We start from the raw sequence: 21,422 nt of genomic DNA on the forward strand, positions 1-21,422 counted from the left end.
GACGGGGGAGGGGGACCGCCGCAGGCGGTGGAGGGGGCGGCTTCTGGCGTAGTCGCCTGGGGCTCGCCCCCTCCACCACTTTGTGGTCCCCCTCCCCCGCTAGAGCAGGGGAGGATTACGGCGTCACGACGCGGGGCCGTTTCATAAAACTTGCATCATTCGACCGGGCGCCCATGTCAGCAGACATGGTCTTTGGGTCATTCGCGGACGCGCCGCCCTCGCTCAAGAAGGGTCGCGGACGCCGAGAAAAGTAAGAGGACGAACGCCTGATGGCGCAGCGTGACTATTACGAAATTCTGGAGGTCGAGCGGACCATCGACGCCGCGGGCCTGAAGTCGGCCTATCGCAAGCTGGCCATGGTTCATCACCCCGACCGCAACGGCGGCTCGGAGGAATCTCTCGCCCGCTTCAAGGAAATTTCCGAGGCCTATACGGTCCTGTCGGACGAACAGAAGCGCGCGGCCTATGACCGGTTCGGCCATGCGGGCGTGAACGGCGGCGCTGGCGGCGGCGACCCGTTCGGACGCGGCGGCGGGCAAGGTTTCCACGACATCAACGACATCTTCTCCCAGGTCTTCGGCGACGCCTTTGGCGACGCCTTCGGCGGCCGGGGCGGCGGACGCCAGCAGCAGGGCGGACCGCGTCGCGGCTCGGACCTGCGCTATGACCTCGAGATCACCCTGGAGCAGGCCTACAAGGGCGCCGAGGTCGAGATCGCGGTCCCCACCACCATGACCTGCGAGGTCTGCGACGGCTCGGGCGCCAAGGCCGGGACCAAGCCGACCATCTGCTCCACCTGCGGCGGCGCCGGACGCGTGCGCCAGGCCAACGGCTTCTTCCAGGTCGAGCGCACCTGCCCCCGCTGCGGCGGCTCGGGCGAGATGATCGCCGACCCTTGCGGGACCTGTCACGGTCACGGCCAGGTCCGCAAGAACCGCCAGCTCAGCCTCAAGATCCCCGCCGGCGTCGACGACGGCTCGCGTATCCGCCTGTCGGGCGAGGGCGAGGCGGGCCAGCGCGGCGGCCCGCGCGGCGACCTCTATGTCTTCCTCTCGGTCCACGACCATGAACTGTTCGAGCGCGACAACCTGGACCTGCTGGTCACGGTCCCCGTGCCGATGACGGTGGCGGCGCTCGGCGGGATCGTCGACGCCCCCTGCCTGGTGTCCGAGGCCTGCGACGGCAAGTGCAAGGCCACGGTCGAGGTGCCGGCCGGCGCCCAGACCGGCAAGACCATCCGCATCAAGGGCAAGGGCATGCCCCACCTGAACGGCCGCCAGCGCGGCGATCTGGTGGTGGAGCTGTTCGTCGAGACCCCGACCGATCTGACCGCGCGTCAGAAGGAACTGATGCAGGAACTTGCAGCCTCGTTCGGAGAGAGCCAGAATCCGCGCAACTCCAGCTTCGCCGGCAAGGCCAAGCGGTTCTGGGCTGATATTCTGGGCGGCGACGCCGACACTCCGAAAGAGACTGCGTGAGCGACATCTTCCACGCCGGCATCTCCGGCGCCCGGGGCCGCATGGGCCGCGCTGTTTCTCAGGTGCTGGACGCCCGTGAGGACGTGGTGGTCGCCGCCCGCTTCGATCGCGGCGAGACGCCCGACCTGAAGCTGTGCGACGTCATCATCGACTTCTCGACGCCCGAGGCCTCGGTCGATCTGGCCCGCGCCTGCGCCGCGCGCGGCGGTCCGGCCCTGGTCATCGGCTCGACCGGCCTGTCGCCGGAACAGGACGCCGAGATCGAGGCGGCGGCGGAAAAGATCGCCATCGTGCGCAGCGGCAACTTCTCGCTGGGCCTGAACATCCTGATCGGTCTGGTCGAGCACGCGGCCCAGCGGCTGGACGGCCGCGACTGGGACATCGAGGTGCTGGAGACCCATCACCGGCGCAAGGTGGACGCCCCCTCGGGCACCGCCCTGATGCTGGGCGAGGCCGCCGCCCATGGCCGGGGCCGCGATCTGGACGACCTGAAGACCGCCCCCTACGACGGCATCACCGGCCCGCGCGAGCCGGGCAAGATCGGCTTCGCCTCCCTGCGCGCCGGCGGCGTCATCGGCGAGCACACGGTCCTGTTCGGCTCGGAAGACGAACTGCTGACCCTGTCGCATTCGGCCATCGACCGTTCCCTGTTCGCCAAGGGCGCCGTGGCCGCCGCCGCCTGGGTGCGCAACCGTCGCCCCGGCCTCTACGACATGCAGGACGTGCTCGGCTTCCGTCAGGCCTGATCGGCGTGATCCGACACGGGACCAGCTACGGCATGGCGCTGCGGGCCGCCGCCGCCCTCAGCTTCTCCCTGATGTACGCCCTGATGAAGTGGGCGGCGACGCTGGAGCCTGTCTCGGCGGGCGAGATGGTCTTCTACCGCTCGCTCTTTGGCCTGCCCGTGGTCCTGTTCTGGGTTCTGAACAGCGGCGGAGGACTGGCCGCGATCTCGACCCGACGGCCCATGGTCCACGTCTGGCGCTGCGCCCTGGGCGTGTCGGGCATATTGCTGATCTTCCAGGGGGTGCGGCTGCTGCCCTTGGCCGACACCACGGCGATCAGCTTTACGGCGCCCATCTTCGCCACCCTGCTGTCCATCGTCTTCCTGAAGGAGAAGGTGGGGCGTCATCGCTGGACGGCGGTCATCCTGGGCTTCCTCGGCGTTCTGGTCGTGCTGCGGCCGGGCGCCGAGGGCGCGCCGCCGCTGGGCGGTCTGCTGTTCGCCCTGGGCGGGGCCTTCGTGGCCGCCTCCGTCACCGTCACCCTGCGCCAACTGGGCAAGACGGAATCCGCCACCGCCATCGTCTTCTGGTTCTTTGTCGCCTGCGCCGCCGTGGGCGGGATCCTGACCCTGATCGACGGCCGCCTCCACAGCTGGCCGGTGCTGGCCGTCCTGGCGGCGGGCGGCCTGGCGGGCGGGCTAGCGCAACTGCTGATGACCTCGTCGTTGCAGCACGCCCCGGTCTCTCTGCTCGCCCCGCTCGACTATCTGCAGATGGTCGGCGCCGTGGTCCTGGGCTGGCTGTTGCTCAGCGACACGCCGACCGCGGCGACCCTGGCCGGGGCTGGCCTGATCGCCGGCAGCGGCCTCTACACCGCCTGGCGCGAGCGGGTCCTGCGGCGCGAGATCACCCCGCCCTCGCCCGGTTCGACGGTCTAGCGCCCGGTCGAGCCGAAGCCGCCGGCCCCGCGCGCGGTTTCGTCCAGAGCCTCGACCTCGGCCATGACGGCCTGGGCGTAGGGCGCAATCACCATCTGGGCGATGCGTTCGCCGCGCTGAATCTCGAAGGGGATCTGGCCGTGGTTGATCAGGATGACCCCGACCTCGCCGCGATAATCGCTGTCGATGGTGCCGGGCGCGTTCAGGCAGGTGACGCCGTGCTTCAGCGCCAGACCCGAGCGGGGCCGCACCTGGGCCTCATAGCCGGGCTCCAGCGCGATCTTCAGCCCGGTCGGGATCAGCTTGCGCTCGCCGGGATGCAGCACGACCGGCTCGAACTCGGCCACGGCGGCGCGCAGGTCCATGCCCGCCGACCCCGTCGTCTCATAGGCGGGCAGGGCCAGGCCCTCGGCGTGGGGCAGGCGTTCGACGCGGACGGTGGTCATTCGTTTAAGTCTCTCAGGCCTTGAAATGATCGGCGATGCGCTGGGCGAGTTTTCTCGCCACCTCGGTCTTGGACTGGCGCGGCCAGGGCTCGGCGCCGTCGTGGGTGAACAGGGTCACGGCGTTGCCGTCCGAGCCGAAGACCTCGCCCGAGACGTCGTTGCCGACGATCCAGTCGCAGCCCTTCTTCGACAGCTTGGCGCGGGCGTTGACCTCCAGCTCCGTGGTCTCGGCGGCGAAGCCGACCACCAGTCCGGGACGCTTCGGTCCGGGGGCCGAGACGCCGGCCAGGATGTCGGGGTTCTCGATCAGGGCCAGCGAGGGCGGGCCGCCCGGCTTCTTCTTGATCTTGCCCGAGGCGACCCCGTCCACGCGCCAGTCGGCGACGGCGGCGCTCATCACGGCGATGTCGGCGGGCAGATGGGCTTCGACGGCGGCCTTCATCTCGGTCGCGGCTTCGACCCAGACGCGGGTGACGCCGACGGGGGCCTCCAGCGCCACGGGGCCGGAGATCAGGGTCACAGTCGCCCCCAGATCGGCCAGGGCGGCGGCGATGGCGTAGCCCTGCTTGCCGCTGGAGCGGTTGGTCAGGCCCCGCACCGGGTCGATGGGCTCGAACGTCGGCCCGGCGGTGACGACGGCGGTCTTGCCGGTCAGGGGGCGACCGTCGGGGCCGGCCAGCAGGCGGGCGATCTCGTTGAGGATGGCGGCGGGCTCGGCCATGCGGCCCGGCCCGAACTCGCCGCAGGCCATTTCGCCCTCGTCAGGGCCGACCACGGCCACGCCGTGGAAGCCGTCAAAGCCCTTCAGCCGCTCGACATTGGCCTGAACCGCCGGGTGCAGCCACATGCGCACGTTCATGGCCGGGGCCAGCAGCACCTTCTTGTCGGTGGCCAGAAGCGTGGTCGAGGCCAGGTCGTCGGCCATCCCGTTGGCGGCCTTGGCGATCAGCCCCGCCGTCGCCGGCGCCACCACCACCAGATCGGCCCAGCGCGACAGTTCGATATGGCCCATGGCCGTCTCGTCCTCGGGCATGAACAGGGCCTGGCGCACCGGATGGCCGGTCAGGGCCGCCAGCGACATGGGGGTGACGAACTCGGCCCCGGCGGCGGTCAGCAGGCTCATCACCTCGGCTCCGGCCTTCTTGAGCAGGCGCGTCAGCTCCAGCGCCTTGTAGGCGGCGATGCCGCCGCCGACGATCAGCAGGACCTTGCGGCCGGAAAGCGAGGATGCGGTCATGGGGAATCTCTAGCGGGGCCGCATGACGCCGTCGAGACAGGCTCTATTCAAACATGGATGTGAATAAGAACATTGCAGGAACGATTGTGTCGTGCATATCTATGGTTGTCGAACGGTCAGGGAAGGGCGGACCATGCGGATTCAGGTGACGACGGCGGCGCTGCTGGCGCTGGCTCTGGGGGCGTGCGACAACGGCGGCTCGGCGGTCGAGACGCGGGACCGGACGGCGTCTGAACCCGTCGCCCTGATCTCGGCGGCGGCCCCCGACCGCGAGATGGAGGCGGCGCCCGAGGCCAAGCCCCCCGTCACCGCCAACCGGCGTGAAACCGCCGACGCCAAGGTGCAGCGCCTGTTTGAGCGCAACGGCGCAGCCTTCGGGGCCAAGTCGGCCGACGATTATCTGACCAGGGTGCGAGCCTTCACCGAGGCCACGCCCAAGGGGACCGAGACGGTCAAGCGCCCCAACGGCGACACCCTCTACTACCAGGCCTCGACCAACACCTTCGCCGTGGTGGACCGCAACGGCGTGCCCCGCACCATGTTCAAGCCCGACGACGGCCCGGCCTACTGGGCCCAGCAAAAGGAGCGGGCCCCGACCTTCGGCCAGCGCCGCTCAGGCGCGCGTGCGGAGGAGTAGGCTCAGCGCCTGGATGACGGAAGCGGACCCGCCGAATGTCCGCTACGGGTGGGAAGCGGACCTTGCCACCGCAGCGCCTTCGAATAACATCCCTGAATATGGAAGCGCGCATTTCTCTGGCCGATATAGGCCAACAGGTAGTGACGGAAATCGAAGCCTTCGTGGTACCTGCCCCGCGTCCTGATCAGCTTGGAGAGCCACTCCCCGCCGAATGGTTTTCGCAGCAACTAGACGAGATGAGAGCGGCTTTGATCGAGCCTTACCTTGTCGAGATTGATGGTGACGGACGCTTTCCCGGAGGCATACCCAAGCCGGTGCCAAGACGGGTCATCATCGTCGCTGAGGACGACTATATCTTCCTAGCTTATGATCCCGACCCTGACGGCGATTTCGCTCTGATATTTAAGTCCGCTTCCGGGTTTGGCGTATCGCCCATTCGCGGCGAGGCTGTAGATTGTTTCATGTCACGCTAGGCAAGGCGGTTACCGAAAGCGGGCACGCTCAATGTCCGCAACGGGTCGGAAGCGGAAATAGGCGCGCCGCCATCCAGGCGTCCTTGGGCGGCGATTTCGTCGGCTATGTCTGGCGTTCACGACCTGCACCAAGCCTGCGGCTCGCCGCCAGGGGCGGTCATCCTCAGATCTGGCCCGAGGCGGGCGGTGACGCAGGGGCCTGGCGTCTGGCGGGGCGACGGCCCCGAACGCGAGGCATATTCTTTTCACCGACGCCTTCAACCTAGCCGCAGCGGGTGTTTGCGCCGTGAAACCCCGCTCGAACGCGCCGAGGGTCAGGACGCTGCTAGGATGCGCTCTGGTCTTTGACAGAGTCTGGTGTTGGCAAGGAGAGGTCGAGCGGGTCGACAAAGACCGCCCGACCTCCGCTCCGGCCCTATTGCACGAATTGCACTGTTTTTTTCACGCCACGGTGCAATCGGCCCGCTGCCTGCGCCTCAGGCGGCGTCAAACGTCAGCGGCGCGCCCCAGAAGCGGGCCACCAGGTCCGACTGCGGGCCGGGCGTGCCGGTGGTCAGGAAGTCGCGGCGGGCCGAGCTTCCCAGGTCGTATTCGGGATGGCGGGCGAAATAGCGTTCCAGCGAGTCGGCCACGGCGGTCGGCTGGCTGATCACCTGGACCCCGGCGGGCAGGGCGGCGGCGAACAGGTCGGCCACGATCTCATAGTGGGTGCAGCCCAGGATGGCCTTGTCCGGGTGGCGGCCGATGCGGCGGCGCAGGGCGTCGACGTGGTCCTCGACCACCACCTTCAGCTCCTCGGCCGGGGCGCCCAGCTCGATCAGGCCGGCCAGGCCGGGGCAGGGCTCGGTGAAGACGGCCAGGTCTTCGCGGCGCTTGTCGATCTCGATCTCATAGACCCGGCTCATGGCCGTGGCGGCGGTGCAGAAGACGCCGGTGATGTCGATCGCCTCCTTCTTCTGGCCTTCCAGCCGCCCGTTGCGCTCGGCCTCATAGGACCAGGGCAGGCCGGTGGCCGCCTCGATGGTCGGGACGATGATGCCCAGGACATTGACCGGGCGACCCAGCTTCTCGCGCATCCCTGGAATCCAGGTCTGCTGCAGACGGCGCAGCGCGATGGCCGAGGCCGTGTTGCAGGCCAGGACCACGACCGAGGCGCCCGCCTCGAACAGCCGCTCGCAGCCGGCGCGGGTCAGCTCGACGATGTCCTCGCCGCCGCGCCCGCCATAGGGGGCGTGCCCCTGGTCGCCCAGGTAGATGAAGTCCCGCGTCGGAAAGCGGGCTGTAAGTTCGCGGTGGACCGTCAGTCCGCCCACGCCGGAGTCAAAAACGCCTATCGCCATGACGCGGCCTTTAGACCCGTGGGGTTCCGTCGTCCAATGGTTAGGATTACATCCATGCCATGGACGTTTCGGGCGAGCACGCCGGGGACGTTTTGAAATCGCTATGGTTGGGAGACCTGGATGCACAGACGCCATCTTCTCATCGGGGGCGCGAGCCTCTTCGCCCTTACGGGCTGCGCCTCCGCCGGCGCCATGGAGAACGGAATGACGGGACCGACCGCCGCCTCGCTTTCGACCGCCGACGAGGCGCGCATCGCCCGCGCCGTCCTGCCGACGACCGCCCCGCGCGCCGAGCTGCTGCAGCCCTGGACCGGCCCCTACGAGGGCGTGCCCCCCTGGGACAAGGTGACGGCGCCCAAGATGCGCGAAGCCATCCTGGAAGGCATCGAGCTGCAACGCGCCGACGTGGCTGCGATCGCCAATAACCCCGAGGCCCCGACCTTCGCCAACACCCTGGTGGCGATGGAGCTGGTCGGCGAACCGCTGGACCGCGCCATGAACGTCTTCAGCGTCATGACGTCGAACATCGGCGGCGACGAATGGGACGTGCTGGAAACCGAACTGTCGCCGATCCTGTCGGCCGCCGGCGACGAGATCATCTTCAACGAGAAGCTGTTCCAGCGCATCAAGGCCGTGGCCGATGGCGCCGAGACCAGCGGCCTGAACGCCCAGCAGACCCGTCTGGCCGAGCGCAGCCGCGACAGCTTCATCCGCAACGGCGCCGCTCTGGACGCCGCTGGCAAGGCCGAGCTGGGCCGCATCAACACCGCCCTGTCGAACGCCTTCACCGGCTTCGGTCAGAAGGTGGTGGCCGATGAGAACACCTGGACCGTCATCACCAACGAGGCCGGCCTGAAGGGTCTGCCCGCCTCGAACAAGGCCGCCGCAGCCGCCGCCGCCCGCGCCCGCAACGTCCAGGGCTGGGCCATCGTCAACACCCGCTCCAGCGTCGATCCCTTCCTGACCTTCGCTGACGACCGCGCCCTGCGCGAGCAGGTCTGGAAGAAGTTCGTCAAGCGCGGCGACAACGGCGACGCCAACGACACCAAGTCGACCATCGCCCAGATCGTCGCCCTGCGTCAGCAGCGCGCCAGGCTGCTGGGCTTCGCCAACCACGCCGAATGGCGCATGCAGGACACGATGGCCAAGACCCCGGCCGCCGCGTCCGAGCTGATGCTGCGCGTCTGGGCCCCGGCCAAGGCCCGCGTGGCCGAAGAGGTCGCCGACATGAAGGCGATCGCCGGTTATGACATCGAGCCCTGGGACTACCTCTACTTCGCCGAGAAGGTCCGCAAGGCCAAGTACGACCTCGATCAGAACGAGCTGAAGCCCTACTTCGAGCTGCACGCCGTCCGCGCGGCGTCGTTCTACATGGCCGAGCGCCTCTACGGCTTTGTCTTCAAGCAACTGCCCAAGGGCACGGTCTCGACCTTCGAGCCGGACGTGACCACCTATGAGGTCACCGACAAGGCCACCGGCAAGCTGATCGGCCTCTACTACGCCGACGACTTCGCCCGTCCGGGCAAGCGTTCGGGCGCCTGGATGACCACCTACCGGTCCTTCTCGACCCTGACCGGCGCCAAGCCGATCCTGGCCTCGAACAACAACAACTTCGTCAAGGCCGAGGAAGGTCAGCCCCTGCTGATCTCGCTCGACGACGCCGAGACCCTGTTCCACGAGTTCGGCCACGCCCTGCACTACTTCTCGTCGGTGGTGACCTATCCGTCGTTCGGCAATACGCCACGCGACTTCGTGGAATATCCGTCGCAGGTGCACGAGCACTGGGTGTTGAGCCGCCCGATCCTCGACGGCTACATGAAGCACGTCGAGACCGGCCAGCCGATGCCGCAGGCGCTGGTGGACAAGATCGAGGCCTCCTCGACCTTCAACCAGGGCTACGCCACGGTCAGCTACCTGTCGTCGGCCATCGTCGACATGGACCTGCACACCCAGGCCACGCCGCCGACCGACATCGACGCCTTCGAGAAGGCGTCGCTGGCGCGCATCGGCATGCCCAAGGAGATGGTGATGCGGCACCGTCTGCCGCAGTTCAACCACCTCTTCACCTCGGACGCCTACTCGGCCGGCTACTACTCTTACCTCTGGTCGGAGACGATGGACGCCGACACCTGGGCCTACTTCGAAGAGTCGGGCGACGTCTTCAACCCGGACATCGCTGGTCGCTTCAAGTCGATCATGCTGGCGCCGGGCAACACCACGGACCGCGGCGACGCCTATCGCCAGTTCCGCGGCCGCAACCCCGACGTGGCGGCCCTGCTCAAGGTGCGCGGCTTCCCGACTTCCTGAGTGGGCCTACCGTCCTTCGGGCTACTTGAGGCCCGTTGGCGCTAGCCGTGACAAGGCCCGGTGGAGCAATCCGCCGGGCTTTTTCATGGCCCTATCTCTCCGCACATCCCGGCGGACGCCGGCATCCAGTGCTTTGGCTTCAAGTTGCGGCGGCGGAGGCCTCGCAGGACCCCGGCGTCCGCCAGGGTGAGCGGGAAAGGTTCGTTCTGTTTTTCGGCGAGGTGGCGTAAGCCTTGGCTTTGGCTAGCAAGAATGAGGTTCCCCGCATGAGCGTCGTCGCCTCCTATATCTACAAGGACGGCCAGCGGGTTCGCGAGGCGCCGCTGACCGACGAGGGGCTGCGGCTCAAGCCGGGCGAATACCTCTGGATCGGCCTGTACGAGCCGACAAGCGAGGAGTTCGAGGCCCTGGTGCGGCGCTTTCATCTGCACCCGCTCGCGGTCGAGGACGCGCTGGCGGCGCATCAGATGCCCAAGATCGAGGTCTATGGCGGCGAGCTCTTCATCGTCGCCCGCACGGCGCAAAAGGCCGACGACGCCATCTGGTACGGCGAGACGCACGTCTTCGTCGGGCCGCGCTATGTCATCACCATCCGCCACGGCTCGGCCCGCGCCCATACCCAGCTGCGCGCCCAGCTGGAGGCCTCGCCGCTGCAGTTGAAGCACGGCGCCGACTTCATCCTGCACGGGGTGCTGGACTTCATCGTCGACGCCTATGTGCCCATCGTCGACGACATCGAGGACAGCGTGCTGGAGATGGAGCAGCGGGCGCTGGACAGCTTCCTGTCGCGCGCCGACCTCAAGCGTCTGTTCCAGCTGCGCCGCGAGTTGCTGAAGTTCAGCCGCGTCCTCGGCCCGATGGAGGAGGTGGCCAACAAGCTGCAGTCGCTGGACCTGCCCTGCATCGACCGCGAGGTGCGACCCTATTTCCGCGACGTGGCCGACCATGTGCGGCGCGTCTCGAGCCGAGCGGCGAGCTTGCGCGACATCCTGTCGTCGGTGTTCGAAGTGTCCAACCTGCTGGAGCAGCAGCGTCAGGGCGTCATCACCCGCAAGCTGGCCGCCTGGGCCGCCATCCTGGCGACCCCGACGGCGGTCGCCGGCATCTACGGCATGAATTTCGAATACATGCCGGAGCTGCGCTGGGTCTATGGCTACCCCATGGTCATGGGGTTGATCGCCACCATCTGCCTCGGCCTCTACATTACGTTCAAGCGGATCAAGTGGCTGTAATCAGCCGCTGTTTCTGAGGCCCGCCGCCACGCCGTTGATGGCCAGAAGGATGCCGTTCCTGACGCGCGGGTCGTCGTCGCCCGCCCGTCTGCGACGGATCAGCTCGATCTGCACATGGTTCAGCGGTTCGACATAGGGCATCCGCTGGCGGATCAGGCGGTCCAGCTGGGGCTGGCCGCCCAGCAGGTCGTCGTGGCCGGTGATGGACAGGACGGCGTCGCGGGTCCGGTCCCACTCCGCACGAATGGCGCCATAGATGCGCTCGGCCAGGGCCGCGTCGGGGACCAGCCCGGCGTAGCGCCGGGCGATGGCCATGTCGGCCTTGGCCATCACCATCTCCATGTTCTGGACCACGGTGCGGAAGAAGGGCCAGGCGGCGGCCATGTCGCGCAGTTCGTCCGGGTCCTCGCCCTGGACCGCCGAGCCGAAGCCGAACCAGCCGGGCAGCATGACCCGCGACTGCGACCAGCTGAACACCCAGGGAATGGCGCGCAGGTCCTCGATGGCGGGCGAGGCGGTGCGGCTGGCCGGGCGCGAGCCGATCTTCAGATCGGCGATCTCGGCGATGGGGGTGGCGGCGCGGAAATAGTCCACGAAGCCCGGCGTCTCATAGACCAGGGCGCGATAGGATTTCATCGAGGCCGCCGACAGGCGCGCCGCCGTGGCCCCGTGCTCGGCGCTGTAGCCGCCGTCCGTCTGCGGCCCCAGCGAGGCCAGCAGGGTCCCGCAGGTCAGGGCGTCGAGATTGCGTTGCGCCACCTCGGGCTCGCCGTACTTGTTGGCGATGACCTCGCCCTGTTCGGTGACGCGGATGCGGCCCGCGACCGTCCTCGCCGGCTGGCCCAGCACCGCCGAGAAGCTGGAGCCGCCGCCGCGCCCCACGGCGCCGCCGCGACCGTGGAACAGTTGCAGACGCACGCCCGCCGCGCGGGTCACGTCCAGCAGGGCGCGCGAGGCCTCGTGCAGTTCCCAGCCCGAGGTCAGATAGGAGCCGTCCTTGTTCGAGTCCGAGTAGCCGATCATGACCTCCTGCACCCCCCGCGCGGTCGCCACGGCGCGGGCGGACGGCTCGGCCAGCACCCGTTCCAGCGTGGGCTGCGAGGCGCGCAGGTCGTCGATGGTTTCGAACAGGGGGGCGGCCTGGATGGGGCAGGCCGCGGGGTCCGCGGGGTCGTAGAGGCCGACCTCCTTGAGCAGCAGATAGACCTCCAGCATATCCGAGGCCGCGTCGGTCTTGGACACGATATGGGTGCGGATGGCCTGGGGGCCGAAGGCGGACAGGGCCTGGGCCGCCGCCTGCAGGATGGCGCGCTCCTTCAGGGTTTCGGGCGCATAATCGGCATAGGGCGAGAACAGCGGGCGCGGGTTGGCCAGCTCGCACGCCAGCAGGGTCAGCCGGGCCTCTTCGTCCAGCGCCGCGTAGTCGGGGCAGACGCCAGCGACCTTCAGCAGGTCGGCCACGATCCGCTCATGCACATCGGAGTTCTGGCGCATATCCAGCGTCGCCATGTGGAAGCCGAAGACATCCGCCGCCGTGATCAGCCGCGCCAGCCGGTCGTCGGCGAAGACGGCGCCGTGGGTGCGGATCAGGCTGTCGTGCAGCACGGCCAGGTCGGCGCGGAAGGCGTCGGGACCGTCATAGGCCGGGGCCTCGAACTGGGCGGGCAGGGGGGCGGGGCCGCCGGTCAGGGCCGCATGGGTCGCCGACAGACGGGCGTAGATCTGGCTCAGCGCCCGTCGATAGGGCTCGTCCGCGCGCTGGATCGAGGCGTCGCCGGACGTCGCCGCCAGGGCCGCCAGTTCGGGGGTCACGGTGGTCAGGTCAGCGGACAGGCTGAGCTCTTCACCGAGCGCGTTCACCTCTTCCAGATAGAAGCGCAGCACCGCGCGCGACTGGGTGCGGAAGGCGGCGCTCATCACGGCGGCGTCGACATTGGGATTGCCGTCGCGGTCGCCGCCGACCCAGGTGCCGATGCGCAGGAAGGGCGGCAGGTCGGGCGCGTCCAGGAGCGTTCGCCACTCAGCCAGCTGGGCCGGGGCGACGTGCAGGAAGATGCGTTGCAGCCAGTCGGTGACGGTGTTGATCTCGTCCTGCACCACCAGGCCTGAGGCCCGCGTCAGGCGCGTGGCCCACAGGATGACGATCTGACGCCGCAGAGCCGCCTTCAGCGTCGTCGGTGAACAGGCGATCCCGTCACGGTCGCAGCCGTCCAGCAGGGCGCCGACCGCGGCGATGCGGTCGATGACGCTCTTCCTTCGCACCTCGGACGGGTGGGCGGTCAGGACTGGCGAGATCAGGGCGGTGGACAGCAGGTCGCGCACCGCCGCCCGGTCCACGCCCGCCGCCTCCAGCCGCTTCAGCGCGCCTTCGGGCGTGTCGGCCCGTTCGCCGGCGACGGCCTGTTCGCGGGCGCGGCGCTTGCCCGCGCGGTCCTCGGCGACATTGGCCAGCAGCGAGAAGGCGGCGAAGCCGTGAGTCAGGCCGATGGCCTGATCCAGCGACAGGTCCTTGAGCAGGGCCTCCAACTGCGAGGCGTCGTGCGAGGCCGGGTCGCGGTGATAGGCCACCGAGGCCTGACGCACGGCTTCGATGCGGTCGTAGAGTTCCTGACCGCCCTCGTCGCGGATCACCTCGCCGAGCAGGGCGCCTAGCAGGCGAACCTCATCGCGTAAGGCGTCGTCGGCGGCCTGGATCATCGCATTGTCCTTCAGCGGGGAGGCTGGAAGCGGAACCGTATCAGTGGAATCCGAGCCGCCTAGTCCCATGGTCAACGCTGAAACCCTTTGTGTGGTTTTGGGAGGCGTGCCGCAGAGTCGACATTTGCTGGCGAATGCTCCATAAGCCGCCACTTCCGGCGCAATTGAACCTGCGCCTCCTCCGGTACGACAGCTTTCTTGGTCGTGCTACCGCGCTGAGCGCTACTTGAGCACAGCCCATTCGGGCTCAAGTAGGCCGACCGGCCGATAGCCCCAAAAGGAAAGAACGAGCCCGGCGAGGACCCTCTGCCGACGTGATCGTCGCCAGAGGCCTTTTCTCTATGGGGGACAGGGTTCGCGCATGAAAGGTTTTGAATGTTCGAGGCTCTGAACGAGCGACTGACAGGCGTATTCGACCGGATCACCGGCCGCGGCGCCCTGTCCGAAAAGGATGTCGAGGAAGCGCTGCGCGAAGTCCGCGTCGCCCTGCTCGAGGCCGACGTCGCCCTGCCGGTGGTCAAGGACTTCATCAGCCGCGCCAAGGAACAGGCGACGGGCGAAGAGGTCATCCGTTCGGTCAAGCCGGCCGATCAGGTGGTCAAGATCGTCTATGACGGTCTGGTCGAGATGCTGGGCGGCGAAGAGCCGACCCCGATCAACATCAATGCGACGCCGCCCGCCGTGATCCTGATGGCCGGCCTGCAGGGCTCGGGCAAGACCACGACCTCGGCCAAGCTGGCCCTGCGCCTGACCAAGTTCGACAAGAAGAAGGTTATGATGGCCTCGCTGGACACGCGTCGTCCGGCGGCCATGGAGCAGCTGGCGACCCTGGGTCAGCAGATCGAGGTCGCGACCCTGCCCATCGTGGCGGGCCAGTCGGCGGTCGAGATCGCCAGGCGCGCGCTGCAATCCGCCAAGCTCCAGGGCTTCGACGTCCTGATCCTCGACACCGCCGGCCGCATCACGCTGGACGAGGCCCTGATGGCCGAGGTGGCCGAGGTCGCTCGCGTCGCCAATCCGGTCGAGACCCTGCTGGTCGCCGACAGCCTGACGGGTCAGGACGCGGTCCGCACCGCGGCCGCCTTCCACGAACGCCTGCCCCTGACCGGCCTGGTGCTGACCCGCGCCGACGGCGACGGTCGCGGCGGCGCCATGCTGTCGATGCGCGCCGTCACCGGCCTGCCGATCAAGTATCTGGGCGCCGGTGAAAAGGTCGACGCCCTCGACGTCTTCGACGCCCGCCGCGTCGCTGGCCGCATCCTGGGTCAGGGCGATATCGTCGCCCTGGTCGAAAAGGCTGCGGGCGAGCTGGACCAGGCCAAGGCCGAGAAGATGGCCCGCAAGCTGGCCAAGGGTCAGTTTGATCTGGACGATCTGGCCGCCCAGCTGCAGCAGATGAAGAAGATGGGCGGGCTTCAGGGCATCATGGGCATGCTGCCCGGCGTGGCCAAGCTGAAGGCTCAGATGGCCGACAGCAACGTCAACGACAAGATGATCGCCCGTCAGGAAGCCATCATCAGCTCCATGACCAAGGCCGAGCGCAAGAAGCCCGACCTGCTCAACGCCAGCCGCAAGAAGCGCGTCGCCGCCGGCGCCGGCGTCGAGGTTCAGGACATCAACCGCCTGCTGAAACAGCACCGGCAGATGGCCGACATGGTCAAGTCCCTGTCCAAGGGCGGCGGCAAGAACCTGCAGAAGATGGCCGCCATGATGGGCGGTCTCGGCGGGGGCGGCGGCGGCATGCCCGGTCTCCCCGGCATGGGCGGCCCCGACATGGCCCGCCTCAAGGCTCTGGGCGGCGGCAAGATGGCCGAACCCAGCGCCGACGACATGAAAGCCATTCAGGACCGGCTCGCCGGACTGGGCGGCGGACAACTTCCGGGGGGCCTTCCGGGTCTGCCGGGCTTCCCGAAAAAGAACTGATTTCGATTTTCTAGAAAGAGACTGAAAATGCTGAAGATTCGTCTGGCCCGCGGTGGCGCCAAGAAGCGCCCCTACTACTACATCGTCGTTGCTGACAGCCACGCTCCCCGCGACGGCAAGTTCATCGAGCGCGTCGGCAGCTACAACCCGATGCTGCCCAAGGACAGCGCCCAGCCGCGCGTCACCCTGAAGGCCGACCGCATCTCGGAATGGCTGGCCAAGGGCGCCCAGCCGACCGACCGCGTCGCGCGCTTCATCAGCCAGTCGCAAGACGAAGCTCTGGTCGGCAAGGTCGCCTGGACCCAGTCGAACAACCCGAACAAGGGCGCGCCGGGCAAGAAGGCCCAGGAACGCGCCGCCGAGCGCGCTCAGCGCGAAGCCGACCGTCTGGAAGCCGAAGCCGCCGCCAAGGTCGAAGCTGCCGAAGCCGCCGCTCGCGCCAAGGAAGAAGCTGCTGCTGCCGCTGAAGCCGCCAAGAACGCTCCGGCTGTCGAAGAAGCTCCGGTTGAAGCCGCTGCTGAAGAAGCTCCGGCCGCTGAAGAAAACGCCGAGGGCTAAACCCTTCGGCTTCCCGGTTCCGACCGGGATGCGGAAATGGAAAGCAGCGTCCGATTCCGGGCGCTGCTTTTCTGCTATCTGGCCCTTGGAACTGCGAAACGGAGCCTGTCGATGAGCGACGAAAACAAGATGATCCTCGTCGCCCAGATCGGCGGCGCCTTCGGCGTGAAGGGCGAGGTGCGTATCACCGCCTTCACCGCCGACCCCATGGCCCTGATGACCTATCAGCCCCTGCTGAAGGCCGACGGCACGCCCGCCCTGACCCTGATCTCGGCGCGGCCTGACAAGGCGGGCGTGGTGGCCAGGGTCAAGGAGATCGCCACCAAGGAACAGGCCGACGTCCTGCGCGGCCAGAAGCTGTTCGTGCCGCGCGACCGCCTGCCCGAGCCCGAGGACGACGAGTTCTACCTGACCGATCTGGTGGGTCTCGAAGCGCGCGACCTCGACGATACGGCGGTCGGCACGGTCAAGTCGGTGCAGAATTTCGGCGCCTCCGACATGCTGGAGATCGCGCCCAAGGAGGGCGGTCCGACCTGGTATCTGCCCTTCACCCGCGAGGCGGCGCCGGACCTGCGCATCGCCGAGGGCTGGCTGCGTATCGTGCGTCCGACCGAGGTGGACGAGCGCGACGAGACCTGATCGACCGCCACTGGAACGGTGGCTATTGCGGCGGGCGGTCAGGCTTCCAACATGGGAGGTTCAACCTGCCCGGAGCGCCCCATGGCCGACCTGTCCGCCTATCCGATCACTCGCCAGTATCCGGCCCAGCATCCCGACCGGCTGCAGCTCTACTCCCTGCCGACGCCGAACGGGGTCAAGGTCTCCATCCTGCTGGAGGAGCTGGGTCTGGCCTATGAGCCGCATCTGGTGGACATCGGCCAGAACGAGACCTGGACGCCCGACTATCTGTCGCTGAACCCCAACGGCAAGATCCCGGCCATTCTCGACCCGGACGGCCCGAGCGGCAAACCGTTGGCCCTGTTCGAATCCGGGGCCATCCTGGTCTATCTCGCTGAGAAGACCGGGCGTTTCCTGCCCGCCGATCCGGCGGCGCGTTACGAGACCCTCCAGTGGGTCTTCTTCCAGATGGCGGCGATCGGCCCGATGTTCGGCCAGGTCGGCTTCTTCCACAAGTTCGCCGGGCGCGAGTATGAGGACAAGCGCCCGCGCGACCGCTACGTTGCCGAGTCGCGGCGCCTGCTGGGGGTTCTGGAGGGGCGTTTGGAGAGCCGCGACTGGATCATGGGCGAGGACTACACCATCGCCGACATCGCCAGCCTGGGCTGGGTGCGCAACCTGATCGGCTTCTATGAGGCGGGTGATCTGGTGGGGTTCGCTGACTTCCCACACGTCGCCGCCTGGCTGGAGCGCGGGCTGGCGCGTCCGGCGGTGCAGCGGGGTCTGAACATCCCGGCGCGACCGTAAGAGAGATGGCGGGGGCGAGCTCTACGCTGCGCCCCCGCTGAACTCAGACTTCTTCGGTCGGGGCGTCGCCGACGTGCTTCTTGATCGACTCGATGGCGCGTTTGGCCCCCGACTTGTCGGAATAGCCCTCGGTCGAGAAGATGATCTCGGAGTTGTATTTGAACCGGACGCGGAACTCGCCGGCCTTGTCCTGATAGACTTCGAACTTGTGCGCCATCGTCGCCTCTCTGCTGGGCCGGGTGTCGACCAGAGGCGACGCTCTCACAGTCAGGCTCGACGTGGAAAGCCGCTGTTCTCTCACAGTGGCGTGATGGGGTTCAGGCGCGCGGCTTGATCCAGCGCCGCGCCGCGAGGGCGATGAAGCCGATCGCCAGGCCCCAGAAGGCCGAACCGACCCCGAACAGGGCGACGCCCGAGGCCGTGGCGGCGAAGGTCAGCACCGCCGCCTCGCGGTCCTCGACTACGCTCATCATGCCGCTCAGCGATCCTGTCAGCGGCGCGATCAGGGCCAGGCCGGTGATGACGGCCAGCGCCCCCGTCGGCATGGCGATGAACAGGCCGGCCAGCGGCGCGGCGAACAGGGCGACGACCAGATAGATCAGGCCGTAGAGGACGCCGACGGTCCAGCGGCGCTCGGGATCAGGGTGGGCCTCGGGTCCGGTGCAGAGGGCGGCGGTGATGGCGGCCAGATTGACCCCGTGGGCGCCGAAGGGGGCGAGGACCGTGCTGGTCAGGCCGCCCCAGAAGATCAGCTTTCCGGCGGGCGGGGCGTAGCCGGCGGCCCTCAGCACCACCAGACCGGGCAGGTTCTGCGAGGCCAGGGTCACCAGATAGAGGGGCAGGGCCAGGCTGATCGCCGCCTTCCAGTCAAAGCCGGGCATGACCGGCGACAGCTCGCCGAACAGGCCGGTCCCGGCGGGCAGGCCGAGCTGACCCCTCAGCGTCAGAACCGCGAAGGCGGCGACCAGAACCGCCGGCAGGGCCCAGGCGGCGGCGACCCTTCGCATGATCAGGAAGACCGCCAGCAACCCCGCCGCCAGCGCCATGTCGGCGGGGAAGACCAGAAACAGCTTCAGACAGAAGGGCAGCAGCACCCCCGCCAGCATGGCCGAGGCGACAGCCGCGGGAATACGCTCGGCCAGCCGTCCCAAGGCGGGGACGAGGCCTGTCAGCACCATCAGCAGCCCAGCGATGACGAAGGCGCCGACGGCGGTCGACCATCCCAGCCCCAACGTCGAGGCCGCCAGCAGGGCCGCGCCGGGCGTCGACCAGGCCAGGACGACTGGCATCTTCAGTCGCCAGCTCAGCACCGCGCCCGGCAGGCCGATGCCGAGGCAGAGGGCCGTGACCATGGAGATGATCTGGGCGGGCGAGGCGCCCAGCGTCTGCCCGGCCTGAACGATCAGGGCCACCGTGCCGCCGAAACCGACGACCATCGCCACGGCGGCGGCGGAGAAGCTGGCGGGGGGCGGCAGACGCGACGAACTCATGCGGCGAAGCTAGGCCGGGCGACGGCGGCCTGGAAGCGAAACCTGTTTCCTCCGCTCATCCCGGCGGACGCCGGGACCCAGTGCTTTGGCTTCATCTGCCTCGCCAAGATCGAAGCGCCAAAGAGAAGGCGGCATCCTTGGCTCTTACTGGTCACGCAGCAAAAAGGGCCGCCGGTTTCCCGACGGCCCCTTGATCTTGTTCCGAACCCCGGTCGGGTTCAGCCCTCCATGTCGTCCGGCAGGCCGACGGCGTGGAAGCCGGCGTCGACGTGGACGACTTCGCCCGTGGTCGAGCGGCCCAGGTCCGAGCACAGCCACAGGGCGGCGCCGGCGACGCCTTCCATCGAGGTCTCTTCCTTGATCAGCGAGAACTGCGCCGACTTGGAGTGCAGGCCGCGCCCGCCCGAGATGCCGGCCAGCGACAGGGTGCGCATCGCGCCCGCCGAGATGGCGTTGACGCGGATGTTCTTCGGACCCAGGTCGCGGGCGATGTAGCGGGTCGCGGCTTCCAGGGCGGCCTTGGCCACGCCCATGGTGTTGTAGTTGGGGATGACCCGCTCGGACCCCAGGTAGGTCAGCGTGATCATCGAGCCGCCGTTGGGCATCAGCCTGGCCGAGCGCTTGGCCACATCGACGAAGCTGAAGGCCGAGATGTTCATGGCCAGCAGGAAGCTGTCGCGGGTGGTGTTGTCGACGAAGGAGCCCTTCAGCTCGTCCTTGTTGGCGAAGGCCACCGAGTGGACGACGAAGTCGATCGTGCCGAACTCTTTTTCCAGCTCGGCGAAGGCGACGTCCATCGAAGCGTCGTCGGTGACGTCGGCCTGGATCAGCAGCTTGGCGCCGACGCTCTCGGCCAGGGGGCGCACGCGGCGCTCAAGGCTTTCGCCGAGGTAGGTGAAGGCCAGCTCGGCGCCCTGGGCGGCCAGCTGCGAGGCGATGCCCCAGGCGATGGAACTGGAGTTCGCGACCCCCATGATCAGGCCCTTCTTGCCCTTCATCAGGTCGCCGGTGGGCATATCCCAGCCTTCGCTCGTCGCCATGGGTTCGTCTCCGTATCTGAACTTGATCCGCCTTTTGGACGCGTGGCGCGCGGGTGACAAGTCGCGGCGCCGCTGGCGTTCGGCGCAGGCCTGCTTAAGTTGACAGATGATGAGCCTTGATCCGAACAGTTCAGACGTCTCTCAACCCGGTCCGGTCTTCTTTGATCGACAGGAACTGGGGCTGGTGCTGCGGGTCTATGGCCGCATGGTCGCGGCTGGCGAATGGCGCGACTACGCCATGATCGGCCACAAGGAGGTGGCGGAATTCGCCGTCTTCCGCCGTTCGGGCGACGCGCCGCTCTACCGGATCGAGAAACGCCCGGCCCTGCGCCTGAAACAGGGCCAGTGGGCCGTGATCGGCGAGGGCGGCCATGTGCTGAAGCGCGGGCGAGACCTGGCCCAGGTGCTGCGGGTGTTCGACAGCAGGAAGTTCACCGTGGTGGAATAGCCACCCACCGCTCATCACCGCGGAGGCGGGGACCCAGTGCTTTGGCTTCAAGACACTTCGATCAACGGAGAAACGCTCCGCCCGGCGCTCTTACTGGGTCCCCGCCTCCGCGGGGATGAGCGGATAGGGTTGCTGTCAGTGCAATGAAAAAGGCCCCGACGTTTCCATCGGGGCCTCCAAACTCAGTCGTTTCCGACTTCTATTCCCGGCTGCCGCCCATGAAGGCTAGCAGGAACTGGAACAGGTTGATGAAGTTGATGAACAGGCTCAGGGCGCCGAAGCCCGTGGCCACGCCCATGGCTTCCTGATTACCGCCGAGCGCGTAGTAGGTCATCTTCAGGCGCTGGGTGTCATAGGCGATCAGACCCGAGAAGATCAGCACGCCGAGACCCGAGATGATCAGGTACATGACGCCCGACTGCATGAACATGTTCACCAGCGAGGCGATGATCAGGCCGATTACGCCCATGATCAGGAAGCTGCCCATGGCGGTCAGGTCCTTCTTGGTCGTGTAGCCGAACAGGCTGAGACCGCCGAAGGCCGCCGCCGTGACGAAGAAGGTCGAGGCCAGCGAACCGCCGGTGTAGCGCAGGAAAAGGACGCCGAGGCCCGCGCCGATGGTCGAAACCACGGCCCAGTAGAGCATATTCACGCCCTTGGCCGTCGGGTTCTTCATGAAGAACATGGAGCCGAACAGCATGACCAGCGGCGAGAACTGGATGATCATGCCCAGCAGGGTCAGGCCGATGCGGCCGTCGTCGGTGCGGGCGAACAGCAGTTGCTGCACGGCGGGCACGTTGCCGGTGACATAGGCGAGGGCGCCGGCGACCACGAGGCCGAGGGCCAGCTTGTTGTAAACGCCGAGCATGAAGGCGCGCAGACCAGCGTCGACGGACATGTCCGCCGACTGCGGAAGCGGGCGCGCATAACCGTTGTTGAAGTCGCTCATCGCGAAAGAAGTCTCCTAAGTGGACGGCAAATGCCGACCTTGACGGGAAATATCGTGACGGACGGCCCGTCTTGCAAGG

General features: G+C 67.8%; 20 protein-coding genes. 12 read left to right on the forward strand and 8 right to left on the reverse strand.

What is annotated here, in order from left to right; translation table 11 throughout:
* Positions 1-269 precede the first annotated feature (269 nt).
* From dnaJ to P0Y52_15295, 3 genes are read left to right on the forward strand one after another with little or no spacing between them, the layout of a single operon-like run.
* Complete coding sequence (gene dnaJ / locus P0Y52_15285; protein WEK57880.1) at positions 270-1,478, forward strand: molecular chaperone DnaJ; 1,209 nt, start codon at positions 270-272, stop codon at positions 1,476-1,478.
* The gene (gene dapB / locus P0Y52_15290; protein ID WEK57881.1) at positions 1,475-2,224 is read left to right on the forward strand and encodes a 4-hydroxy-tetrahydrodipicolinate reductase; all 750 of its coding nucleotides are present in this window, start codon (positions 1,475-1,477) and stop codon (positions 2,222-2,224) included. The genes dnaJ and dapB overlap by 4 nt, the downstream gene beginning before the upstream one ends.
* Positions 2,225-2,229: 5 nt before the next feature.
* Positions 2,230-3,141, forward strand: coding sequence for a DMT family transporter (locus P0Y52_15295; protein WEK57882.1), 912 nt, complete (start codon positions 2,230-2,232; stop codon positions 3,139-3,141).
* Here the strand turns inward: P0Y52_15295 and dut are convergent.
* Both dut and coaBC read right to left on the reverse strand, forming a co-directional pair.
* Positions 3,138-3,587 (reverse strand): dUTP diphosphatase, encoded by a 450-nt coding sequence (gene dut / locus P0Y52_15300; protein ID WEK57883.1) that lies wholly within the window; start codon positions 3,585-3,587, stop codon positions 3,138-3,140. The two genes, P0Y52_15295 and dut, sit on opposite strands and share 4 nt — an antisense overlap.
* A gap of 13 nt (positions 3,588-3,600) precedes the next feature.
* Positions 3,601-4,824, reverse strand: coding sequence for a bifunctional phosphopantothenoylcysteine decarboxylase/phosphopantothenate--cysteine ligase CoaBC (coaBC, locus tag P0Y52_15305; protein ID WEK57884.1), 1,224 nt, complete (start codon positions 4,822-4,824; stop codon positions 3,601-3,603).
* Positions 4,825-4,957: 133 nt separating this feature from the next.
* Here coaBC and P0Y52_15310 point away from each other — a divergent pair, with 133 nt between their 5' ends.
* Together P0Y52_15310 and P0Y52_15315 are read left to right on the forward strand one after the other, a co-directional pair.
* A complete protein-coding gene (locus P0Y52_15310; GenBank protein ID WEK57885.1) occupies positions 4,958-5,461 on the forward strand; it encodes an S-type pyocin family protein in 504 nt (167 codons plus the stop codon).
* Positions 5,462-5,559: 98 nt separating this feature from the next.
* Positions 5,560-5,934, forward strand: a complete 375-nt coding sequence (locus tag P0Y52_15315; protein WEK57886.1) for a hypothetical protein — start codon at positions 5,560-5,562, stop codon at positions 5,932-5,934.
* A 476-nt stretch (positions 5,935-6,410) separates the two neighbouring features.
* Here P0Y52_15315 and P0Y52_15320 read toward each other — a convergent pair whose 3' ends face one another.
* The gene (locus P0Y52_15320; GenBank protein WEK57887.1) at positions 6,411-7,274 is read right to left on the reverse strand and encodes an aspartate/glutamate racemase family protein; all 864 of its coding nucleotides are present in this window, start codon (positions 7,272-7,274) and stop codon (positions 6,411-6,413) included.
* Between the two features lie 204 nt (positions 7,275-7,478).
* Here P0Y52_15320 and P0Y52_15325 point away from each other — a divergent pair, with 204 nt between their 5' ends.
* Together P0Y52_15325 and corA are read left to right on the forward strand one after the other, a co-directional pair.
* Entirely contained in the window at positions 7,479-9,581 is a 2,103-nt protein-coding gene (locus tag P0Y52_15325) for a M3 family metallopeptidase (protein WEK57888.1), read from the forward strand.
* A 266-nt stretch (positions 9,582-9,847) separates the two neighbouring features.
* Complete coding sequence (gene corA, locus P0Y52_15330; protein WEK57889.1) at positions 9,848-10,813, forward strand: magnesium/cobalt transporter CorA; 966 nt, start codon at positions 9,848-9,850, stop codon at positions 10,811-10,813.
* Here the strand turns inward: corA and ppc are convergent, their stop codons facing one another.
* Entirely contained in the window at positions 10,814-13,510 is a 2,697-nt protein-coding gene (gene ppc, locus P0Y52_15335; GenBank protein ID WEK57890.1) for a phosphoenolpyruvate carboxylase, read from the reverse strand.
* 375 nt (positions 13,511-13,885) lie between these two features.
* Between ppc and ffh the strand changes: the two genes are divergently transcribed.
* The 4 genes from ffh (at position 13,886) to P0Y52_15355 (ending at position 17,416) form a co-directional block, all read left to right on the forward strand.
* On the forward strand, positions 13,886-15,433 hold the full coding sequence (ffh, locus tag P0Y52_15340) for a signal recognition particle protein (protein ID WEK57891.1): 1,548 nt from the start codon (positions 13,886-13,888) through the stop codon (positions 15,431-15,433).
* A gap of 27 nt (positions 15,434-15,460) precedes the next feature.
* Positions 15,461-15,991, forward strand: a complete 531-nt coding sequence (gene rpsP / locus P0Y52_15345) for a 30S ribosomal protein S16 (GenBank protein ID WEK57892.1) — start codon at positions 15,461-15,463, stop codon at positions 15,989-15,991.
* A 111-nt stretch (positions 15,992-16,102) separates the two neighbouring features.
* Positions 16,103-16,630, forward strand: a complete 528-nt coding sequence (rimM, locus tag P0Y52_15350; GenBank protein WEK57893.1) for a ribosome maturation factor RimM — start codon at positions 16,103-16,105, stop codon at positions 16,628-16,630.
* An 81-nt stretch (positions 16,631-16,711) separates the two neighbouring features.
* On the forward strand, positions 16,712-17,416 hold the full coding sequence (locus P0Y52_15355; GenBank protein WEK57894.1) for a glutathione S-transferase N-terminal domain-containing protein: 705 nt from the start codon (positions 16,712-16,714) through the stop codon (positions 17,414-17,416).
* A 43-nt stretch (positions 17,417-17,459) separates the two neighbouring features.
* On the opposite strand, the gene P0Y52_15360 is transcribed toward P0Y52_15355, so the two are convergent.
* From P0Y52_15360 to P0Y52_15370, 3 genes are all read right to left on the reverse strand, one after another.
* Positions 17,460-17,633 (reverse strand): DUF1508 domain-containing protein, encoded by a 174-nt coding sequence (locus tag P0Y52_15360; protein WEK57895.1) that lies wholly within the window; start codon positions 17,631-17,633, stop codon positions 17,460-17,462.
* A gap of 100 nt (positions 17,634-17,733) precedes the next feature.
* Positions 17,734-18,906 (reverse strand): benzoate/H(+) symporter BenE family transporter, encoded by a 1,173-nt coding sequence (locus P0Y52_15365; GenBank protein ID WEK57896.1) that lies wholly within the window; start codon positions 18,904-18,906, stop codon positions 17,734-17,736.
* A 218-nt stretch (positions 18,907-19,124) separates the two neighbouring features.
* On the reverse strand, positions 19,125-19,922 hold the full coding sequence (locus P0Y52_15370; GenBank protein WEK59514.1) for an enoyl-ACP reductase: 798 nt from the start codon (positions 19,920-19,922) through the stop codon (positions 19,125-19,127).
* Between the two features lie 133 nt (positions 19,923-20,055).
* On the opposite strand from P0Y52_15370, the gene P0Y52_15375 reads away from it, so the two are divergent.
* Positions 20,056-20,394 (forward strand): DUF2794 domain-containing protein, encoded by a 339-nt coding sequence (locus tag P0Y52_15375; protein WEK57897.1) that lies wholly within the window; start codon positions 20,056-20,058, stop codon positions 20,392-20,394.
* Between the two features lie 199 nt (positions 20,395-20,593).
* On the opposite strand, the gene P0Y52_15380 is transcribed toward P0Y52_15375, so the two are convergent.
* Positions 20,594-21,343, reverse strand: a complete 750-nt coding sequence (locus P0Y52_15380; GenBank protein ID WEK57898.1) for a Bax inhibitor-1/YccA family protein — start codon at positions 21,341-21,343, stop codon at positions 20,594-20,596.
* Positions 21,344-21,422 lie beyond the last annotated feature (79 nt).

This window comes from Candidatus Brevundimonas phytovorans (assembly GCA_029203145.1).
Classification (GTDB): Bacteria; Pseudomonadota; Alphaproteobacteria; order Caulobacterales; family Caulobacteraceae; genus Brevundimonas; species Brevundimonas phytovorans.